Source organism: Algoriphagus aurantiacus (genome assembly GCF_035156405.1).
Classification (GTDB): domain Bacteria; phylum Bacteroidota; class Bacteroidia; order Cytophagales; family Cyclobacteriaceae; genus Algoriphagus; species Algoriphagus aurantiacus.
Genome location: NZ_JAXRUT010000028.1, coordinates 61,678 through 70,006 on the forward strand (window position 1 = coordinate 61,678; position 8,329 = coordinate 70,006).

At 41.2% G+C, this 8,329-nt stretch carries 6 protein-coding genes; 3 read left to right on the forward strand and 3 right to left on the reverse strand.

Annotated features, from left to right (window positions below):
* Positions 1-52 precede the first annotated feature (52 nt).
* Together SYJ56_RS21565 and SYJ56_RS21570 are read left to right on the forward strand one after the other, a co-directional pair.
* Entirely contained in the window at positions 53-3,340 is a 3,288-nt protein-coding gene (locus SYJ56_RS21565) for a glycosyl hydrolase (RefSeq protein WP_323837807.1), read from the forward strand.
* Positions 3,341-3,524: 184 nt separating this feature from the next.
* A complete protein-coding gene (locus SYJ56_RS21570; protein ID WP_323837808.1) occupies positions 3,525-3,971 on the forward strand; it encodes a hypothetical protein in 447 nt (148 codons plus the stop codon).
* Between the two features lie 28 nt (positions 3,972-3,999).
* Here SYJ56_RS21570 and SYJ56_RS21575 read toward each other — a convergent pair whose 3' ends face one another.
* Complete coding sequence (locus tag SYJ56_RS21575; protein ID WP_323837810.1) at positions 4,000-5,343, reverse strand: ammonium transporter; 1,344 nt, start codon at positions 5,341-5,343, stop codon at positions 4,000-4,002.
* A 276-nt stretch (positions 5,344-5,619) separates the two neighbouring features.
* Here SYJ56_RS21575 and SYJ56_RS21580 point away from each other — a divergent pair, with 276 nt between their 5' ends.
* A complete protein-coding gene (locus SYJ56_RS21580; RefSeq protein ID WP_323837811.1) occupies positions 5,620-6,459 on the forward strand; it encodes a cyclase family protein in 840 nt (279 codons plus the stop codon).
* 43 nt (positions 6,460-6,502) lie between these two features.
* Here SYJ56_RS21580 and SYJ56_RS21585 read toward each other — a convergent pair whose 3' ends face one another.
* Together SYJ56_RS21585 and SYJ56_RS21590 are read right to left on the reverse strand one after the other, a co-directional pair.
* Positions 6,503-7,351 carry an N-acetylmuramoyl-L-alanine amidase-like domain-containing protein gene (locus SYJ56_RS21585; protein ID WP_323837812.1) on the reverse strand — a complete coding sequence of 283 codons (849 nt, stop codon included), beginning with the start codon at positions 7,349-7,351 and terminating at the stop codon, positions 6,503-6,505.
* Positions 7,352-7,614: 263 nt separating this feature from the next.
* Positions 7,615-7,953, reverse strand: a complete 339-nt coding sequence (locus SYJ56_RS21590; RefSeq protein WP_323837815.1) for a hypothetical protein — start codon at positions 7,951-7,953, stop codon at positions 7,615-7,617.
* Between the last annotated feature and the right edge of the window lie 376 nt (positions 7,954-8,329).

The window sequence follows — 8,329 nt, forward strand, 5'->3', positions numbered from 1 at the left end:
GTGTCAAATTGAAACATTAGGTTAGAGGAGATTTAAACTCCCTCCCTCCATCATGAAAAATATCTTCTCGTTATTTATAGTTGCATTTTTTGCTTTCAATGTTTCTGCACAGCAAAGCCCACCCAATGACCCTTTATACTCTGGTTTTTTGTCTCCGCCAAATGAGGCAAAACCTCGTGTATGGTGGCACTGGATGAATGGAAATATTACCCAGGAAGGTATTCGAAAGGATTTAGATTGGATGGTTCGCTCCGGGATAGGAGGTTTTCAGAATTTCGACGCTAACCTGTTTACTCCTGTTGTAGTAGAGGAAAAACTGGTGTTTATGGCGCCAGAATGGAAGGAAGCATTCAAGCTGGCTACAGATCTGGCTGTTGAAAAAGGATTAGAAATGGCAATAGCAGGATCTCCGGGTTGGTCTGTGACTGGCGGCCCGTGGGTGGAGCCAAAAGATGGAATGAAAAAATATGTGTGGTCGGAAACTCAAATCACGGGAGGAAAGACTTTTCAGGGCACTTTACCACAGCCTCCTGACGTAACCGGTAAATACCAAGAAGCTAAAATTGAGGGTGGAGGAATTTCAGGAGGATTTATTGGAGAGCTACCCGAATTCTACCAAGATGCATTTGTGATTGCTTATAAGCTTCCAGAAACAGAAATCTCACTTCAAGAATTAAACCCTGACGTGTCTATATCTGGGGGTGATTTTGATGCATCAAAGCTGCTTGACGGAGAGATAGATGAGCATTTTTTCCTTCCTCCAATGGAAGTGGGAGAGGACATGTGGATTCAATATTCTTTTGAGGAAGCTCAGACCTTTCAGGCATTGGGAGTGTCCGGAGCTACTTTCAGTGCGCTTTCCGAATTTAATGGAGGTCCCGAAAATAGGTCACTGAAGGTGAGCGATGATGGAGTGAACTTCCAAACCATAGCGCGGGTATCAGGCAGTACTGTGCCATTTAATACGGTTTCTTTTCCCCCAACTTCTGCCAAATACTGGAGAATGTCCTTTGAAACCTTACCTCCAATTCCAAATATATTCGCAGCATTGTCAGGAGCGCCTATGGAAGAGCCTAAACCTGACGGTGTAAATGTTGCGGAATTTGTCCTTTATACCACGTCTAGAATTGATCAAATTGAGGACAAGGCAGGGTTTTCTCCTTGGAGTGAAAATGGAGAATTAGCATTAAATGATTTTGGAAGTGGACATACAGATGCTATTGATATAAATCAAGTAATCAACTTAAGTGATCAGATGAAGCCCGATGGCTCTCTAATTTGGGATGCACCTGAAGGAGAATGGATGATTATGCGATTTGGCTATTCATTGACAGGTCGCCAAAACCACCCTGCTTCTCCAGAAGCCACAGGACTTGAAGTAGATAAATTGGATAGCGAAGCTGTCAAAAGGTACATCAATCATTATTTGGACTTGTATAAAGATGCTACTGGAGGAAAACTTGGAGTAGATGGACTACAATATATGATTCTGGATAGCTATGAAGCCGGACATATGAACTGGACAGAGAATTTCCCGGCTGAATTTCAAAAAAGAAGAGGATACCCACTTATTTCTTATTTGCCTGCTCTCACTGGTAGAGTAGTGGGACCACTTGAGAAGAGTGAGAAATTCCTGTGGGATTTCCGGAAAACAATCGGTGAAATGATCGCTGACAATCATTACAATGTAATTGGCGAGGAGCTCAAAAAGCGTGGGATGAAGCGCTACACTGAATCTCATGAAAACAAACGAATCTACTTGGCGGATGGGATGGATGTAAAGCGAAATGCAGATATCCCTATGTCAGCCATGTGGACCCCTGGCAGTCTTGCAGGAGGTACAGAAGAAGAAGTTCGTAGTGAAGCGGATATCCGGGAGTCGGCATCCGTCGCAAATATTTATGGGAAGCCCTTTGTCGCAGCAGAATCTATGACCTCTGTGGGCAAGCCATTTCAGGAATACCCAGAGATTTTGAAGAGAACAGCAGATTTGGAAATGGCTTCAGGGGTAAATCGCTTTGTGATCCATACGTCTGTTCACCAGCCTTTGGAGGATAAGAAACCTGGATTTTCACTTGGACCGTTTGGTCAATATTTTACCAGACAGGAAACTTGGGCTGAAATGGCCAAACCTTGGATGGGTTATTTGGCGAGAAGTTCCTATTTGTTGCAGCAAGGAAAGAATGTTGCCGACATTCTCTATCTCTATGGTCAGAACACAAATATTACTTGGGTATCACGCGATCAGCTTCCTGTAATTCCAGAAGGATATGAATTTGACTATGTGAATTCTACCATTCTAATCGAAGATATTGAAGTTGAAGGAGACAAGTTGAAAGCTCCCAGCGGAAGTACCTACGAAGCTTTGATGTTGGATGAAAGTACATCCTTGATGACTATATCAGTTCTTCAAAAAATCAAGAAACTGGCTGATGATGGGGTGAGAATAATAGGGGAAAAGCCGGTTAAATCCCCAAGTCTTGCAGATGATAATCAGGAATTTCAGATGCTTGCAAATGAAATTTGGAGTAGATCAAATGTAGGGTCAAGTCCGGATATTGCAGTAAAGCCAGACGTGCTCATCACAGAAACGGACCATAAAATTCTTTTTAAGCATCGACGATCAGTAGATAGGGAAATTTATTGGCTAAACAATAGAAGCATAGATCCAACTACCGCAACGGCAAATTTTAGAGTATCGGGCAAAGTGCCTAGGCTTTGGGATCCCATCACTGGAAATATGGAAGAAGTTTCCTATGAGATCAAAGATGGAAGAACAGTAGTTCCTTTAAATTTTGAGTCTTGGGATGCGTATTTTATTGTATTCGAAGGAGAGGCAGCACAGAATTCTTATGAAGTGAAAGCTAAAACTGAAGCAATGGAAGCTGATTTGAATGGTGATTGGAATGTTGATATTGCCGGGAAAACGATTGCTCTTCCGACTTTAAGTTCCTGGCATGAAAGTGCTGATGCGGAGGTGAAATATTTCTCCGGAACGGCTACTTATAAGACAAGCTTTAATCTTGCAACCATTGACGAAAGCAATGCCTATGAACTGGATTTAGGTGAAGTAAAAGTGATGGCTGAAGTATGGCTAAATGGCAAGAAACAAGGAGTTGTTTGGAAAACGCCATTCCGACTAGATATTACTGAGGGATTACTATCAGGCGAAAATCAATTGGAAGTCAAAATCGCCAATTCATGGGTGAACCGATTGATCGGTGATGCACAGCCGGGCGCAGAGAAAACAACTTTTACCACCATGCCATTTTATCAGGCTAATTCTCCATTAGTGAAGTCTGGTTTGATGGGGCCAGTGAAGATTGTGAGAGTTTATTAAAGCAACTAGGAGGAGCGTTTAGGCAAATAGTATTAGCATAGACAAGCGTCATGCAACTATAATTTTTAATGTGGCGAATAATGTAGCGAATAAGGTGTATAATCGTTGTAAAATAAGCAACGTATGAGAGCTTTTATAGTCAACCCCAAAAGTCATATACATAATAGTGGAAAAAGACTAGATAATGGTAACGGTCAATAGTAAATCAAAATTACTCCTCATTAAGTACCTGCTGATTACAGGCGCGGTAGCTGCTATAGGAATAATCTTACTGATCGTAATTGTGCTGACGATCCTGGGAGAAAGCGGTAGCGGGTTTGCACTAGGCCTTGCTATTGATCCAGTTGGAAAATCAATGATTGGTCTGCAAATTTTAAGCTCAATTGCGATAGCTTATTTCATAGGACCGATGGCAGTTAACGCTATCAGTCAAGGACAAAGTGGGCCTTATGTAGGTATTAAAAGCCTGTTAATATGCTGGACTGCTCCATGGATTCTGTTGACTCTAATAGCAGCTATACAGGATCTGTCTTGGAATTTTATGCTTATTAATGGAATAGTAGCCTTCATTCCTGCTGTAATAATAGGACCTCTAGTAGGACGTGCCATGCGGAAGAAAATAATGAAGTAAGGGAGTTTTTTCAGATCAAACGATCTCCCTATATAGTCTCCCCATGCTGTGAAATATCCAATCCGATTTCTTCATATTCCTCCCGTACACGCAGGGTCACAAACTTGTTTAGTAGAAAGAAAATCACATAAGCCATTCCAAAGGAGAAAAGGGACACTCCAATCAGAACAAGCATATGCGATCCGAAGACTGACCAGCCTCCATGAAGCAGACTAGAGCCTTCCTTCCCGGCAAAAATTGCAGTGAGGATCATGCCCATTATTCCGCCAATGCCATGGCATGCAAATACGTCTAGCGTGTCATCTATTTTCTTTAAAAATTTGGCGTTCATGGCAAGATTGGAAACCACAGCTCCTATTCCCCCAAAAAAGAAACTTTCTGGAACTGTAATGTAACCCGCAGCTGGAGTGATCACCACAAGACCTACTACCGCTCCTATGCATGCTTGCAGTGCGGAGATTTTTCTGCCCTGGATTCTGTCAAACAGTACCCAAGTCATCATGGCAGTGGCTGAACTGATAGTTGTAGTCGCAAAAGCTAAAGCAGCAGTTGCATTTGCTCCAAAAGAGGAACCAGCATTGAATCCAAACCAGCCAAACCATAGCATTCCGGTTCCTAAGAGTACATAAGTGATATTGGAAGGCTCGTGGTGTGGCTTGTTTCTTTTACCCAAAAATAAGGCACCGGCCAAAGAAGCCATACCTGCACTGATATGGACGACCGTACCTCCAGCGAAATCTAGTACTCCAAAATAAGATCCGATCAGTCCATTTGGATGCCAGACCATGTGGCAAAGTGGGGCATAGACAACTAGGGAGAAGATACCGATAAAGAAAAGGTATCCGATAAATCTCACCCGCTCGGCAAAGGATCCTGTGATGATTGCTGGAGTAATCACAGCGAATTTCATCTGGAATAAGGCAAAGAGAATAAATGGAATAGTAGTTCCCAGTGTTTTGTGAGGCAGTTCGGCTACCTGATTGAAGAATAGGTATTGGAAAGGATTGCCAATAATTCCGTATTTCACCCCGTCAATAGTAATTCCGATTGGATCGCCGAAAGACAAGCTAAAACCAACCACCACCCAAAGCATGGTGATCACACCTAGTGAAATAAAACTCTGGAGCATAGTGGAAATCAGGTTTTTCTTGTTGACCATTCCTCCGTAAAACAAGGAGAGTCCTGGAGTCATCAAGAGCACCAGACAGGAGGCTGTGAGTAGCCAGGCAATATCCGCAAAGACTAAATCTTCTTCTGTACCAAAATTTTCAATAATAGGTTGGCTTTGTTGCCAAAATAATCCCAGTATCGGAGCTGCAATAGTAATTAGAAAAGCTACTTTCCACTTGAATTTCATTCCTCTTTTTTCCATGTGCCAAAAATAATGGTTTTAATTTTTTATTCTGTATTTGAGAAAGAATTCAGAATAAAAAATCACTATTTCTGGTTTTGGTATGTGAATGTAAGGTTTGTGAAGTTTTTATAAGCGCTTCTAAAACAGGTTTTTAGCGCAAGATTTCTGTTTGATAACCAGTTTTTGATACCCACTTTATGATTTTAACCGGATCTCTTACAAGGGAAAAATGTAGCTAATTGCATTTTTACTGATTTCTGTTTTTAACTTACTAGTAGCAAAACATATAGGAAGATGAAACTTTTAAAAATTACCAGACTTGCAGGAAATCTACTAATACTTTTATGTTTGGTTTCCATGTTTGCATGTAATCAGCAAGAAGCTACAAAGTTGGACCCGGAACTTTCCTTGAAGGATTTTGAATGGATTGACTTGAGCTATTCATTTGATTCTACCACCTTGTATTGGCCGAATAATCCGGATGGATTTCAGCACCGGATCGATGCTGAGGGGGTAACGGAAATCGGGTATTATTATTCATCCTACACTATTCTTACTCCCGAGCATGGAGGTACGCACTTGGATGCACCCATTCATTTTTATGAAAAAGGAGAAACTGTGGATCAGCTTGCTCTTGGCAAATTGACAGGTGAGGCGGTAGTTATAGATGTCAGTGAAGAGGCTTTGGCGGATAGAGATTACCTGATCGATTCTGTGGCTATTTTAAATTGGGAGGCAGAGCATGGGAAAATCCCAGAGCAGGCTATGGTATTGTTTCGCACTGGATATGGTCAGTTTTATCCTGATCGAGAAGCTTATTTTGGAACAGCCAAAATTGGTGCTGATGCTATTCCTGAACTTCATTTTCCAGGAATTCAGCCCGAAACGGCTACTTGGTTGGTAAAGAACCGCAATGTGAAAGCGGTGGGGCTTGATACTCCAAGTTTGGATTATGGGCAATCCAAAGATTTTGCCGCACATCAAGTCTTAATGGAAAATCAGATTCCAGGTTTTGAAAATGTAGCCAATTTGGATTTGCTGCCGGCAAAAGGGGTTTATGTGATTGCACTTCCTATGAAAATCAAAGGTGGAAGTGGAGGTCCGCTACGGATTATAGCCACAGTCATAGAATAGAAAGGGCTGAGGAGCCCAGTGAATAATAGCCTTATGATTTTACCTAGTTTTCAGTCAGTCTTGATACCATTATCCCTGACTGAGATTTGTTTCCGGCCAAATATTCGCTGAGCGGTTTTTCGGAAATTTCTACTTCCATATTTTTCGAACTGGCATGAAGCAGGTGTATTCTGCCGTTTTTCTCTATGGCAAATCCCGTATGGACAATATCGAGATTGTCCATAGAGGTGGTGATGGCGATCAGGTCTCCTGATTGAATGTTTTTCTCCAACACGGTGATTTCAGCTTTCGGGATATAGAAATAACTACGTTCCTTGATTACTGCCTCTGTGTTTTTGATTTCAGCGAGGTTTTCAGGTTTAGCTAGCTGGGCATAGAACTTTGGGTTCTCCGACATGAAAGAAGGAGCATTTGGGTAAGAAGATCCACCGATTTCCGCAGTAATATTTCTAATTATTCCCTTCTGCTCATTTTCATAAATCCAATCCGAAAAATAATGTAGACGTGACGGATAGCCTTGATTTTCCTTGTTTCGATAGCGAAGAACTTCCAGTTCTTTTTCAAATGCTTCGAACGTAAATTCACCTTTCTCTGCCAGCCTGACTAGGGTTACGACAGTTTCCAGATAAGTAGTACAATCCAGCCCGGTTAAATTGATTACCAATTTCTCTTCACCAGGAAGTTCCAGCGTTTTATCCATATATGGAGTACTTAGAAATTCCGTCCCGATATGGATCACTAGCTCATTTGCAGACTTTTCGCTAAGACCTGCCTCTGAAAGTTGGCTAAGCATTCCTTCCAGCTTTTGTCGGCTTTCTAAGGAGCAGACAGTTTGAGCTTGGGAGAGAAAGGGGAGAAGTAAAAAAAGACTTAGACTTATAATCTTTTGCATGAAGAGTTATCTATTTGATCAATTAGACGGGAATATATGGATGACGAACTTAAATAACTCCCAAATAAACCGAATCTGAAAGTTTTCTTCTAAGAGTTTTACGGTTTTCCTGGCTGAAAGCCAAAACAAAACTCCTTCTCCCGTCCTTTCTGCCTTAGAATAAAAGCTGAAGTGAGAGCGGTAGTTTTGTGTCTGAGTAATACAGGAAACGACCATTGAAAGAAAACCCCACTCAGTAGGAAAGAGGTTTAAGTGTTTTTGATTCAACTAACTCTGTAGATATTAAGTAAAGCTATCAACACAGTGATTCCGGTATAAATTGTTTTGGTGTGTTTGGCAAGCCAATTGGGTAGGTAGATGTCAAAATTATCATCCGTAGAATCCGTGTGGTTTCTCGCAATTATAGTAAGCGGGCAAGTCCATCGAAACATGAGAAGTATAAGCCCCTCAAGAAAGATAAAACCCCATCCAATCCAAAATAGAAGACTTATTTCATCTGCGAGCACAACATATAGCATATAAAAAATGACCACATTATAGAATATCCAAATCAGGGTATGGATAAGTTTGATAAACCGGATTGTGCCTGAAGATGATGTCATTAATGAAGGTATTAACAAATGTAAAGATATTGATGTGGCAGGTAAATTCTGTACAGAATTTACCGCTCTAAGTCGGGAATGAGCAGGAAGAGAAAAAATTTGTATGCTGAATGTTTACATACTTGTTCTGATCAAGACAGCCCTTTCCTTTTGAGAATTGAGAGCTTGATCCCGCCTTGGCCTTTAGGATCATTTCTTTGGTTGTCTTTGAAATATGTAAAAACATGTGATGCTTACACAATAGCTGATCACGAAGTGGTCGATCCTTTAATTCAACTTAGAAATCCACCTGCTTTGCAGGTGGTCATGTGCTAGTAGCTATGCTTATATTTGGGCTATGACCAAATATAGGAAATCAAGCCATGTAGTTTTCAAA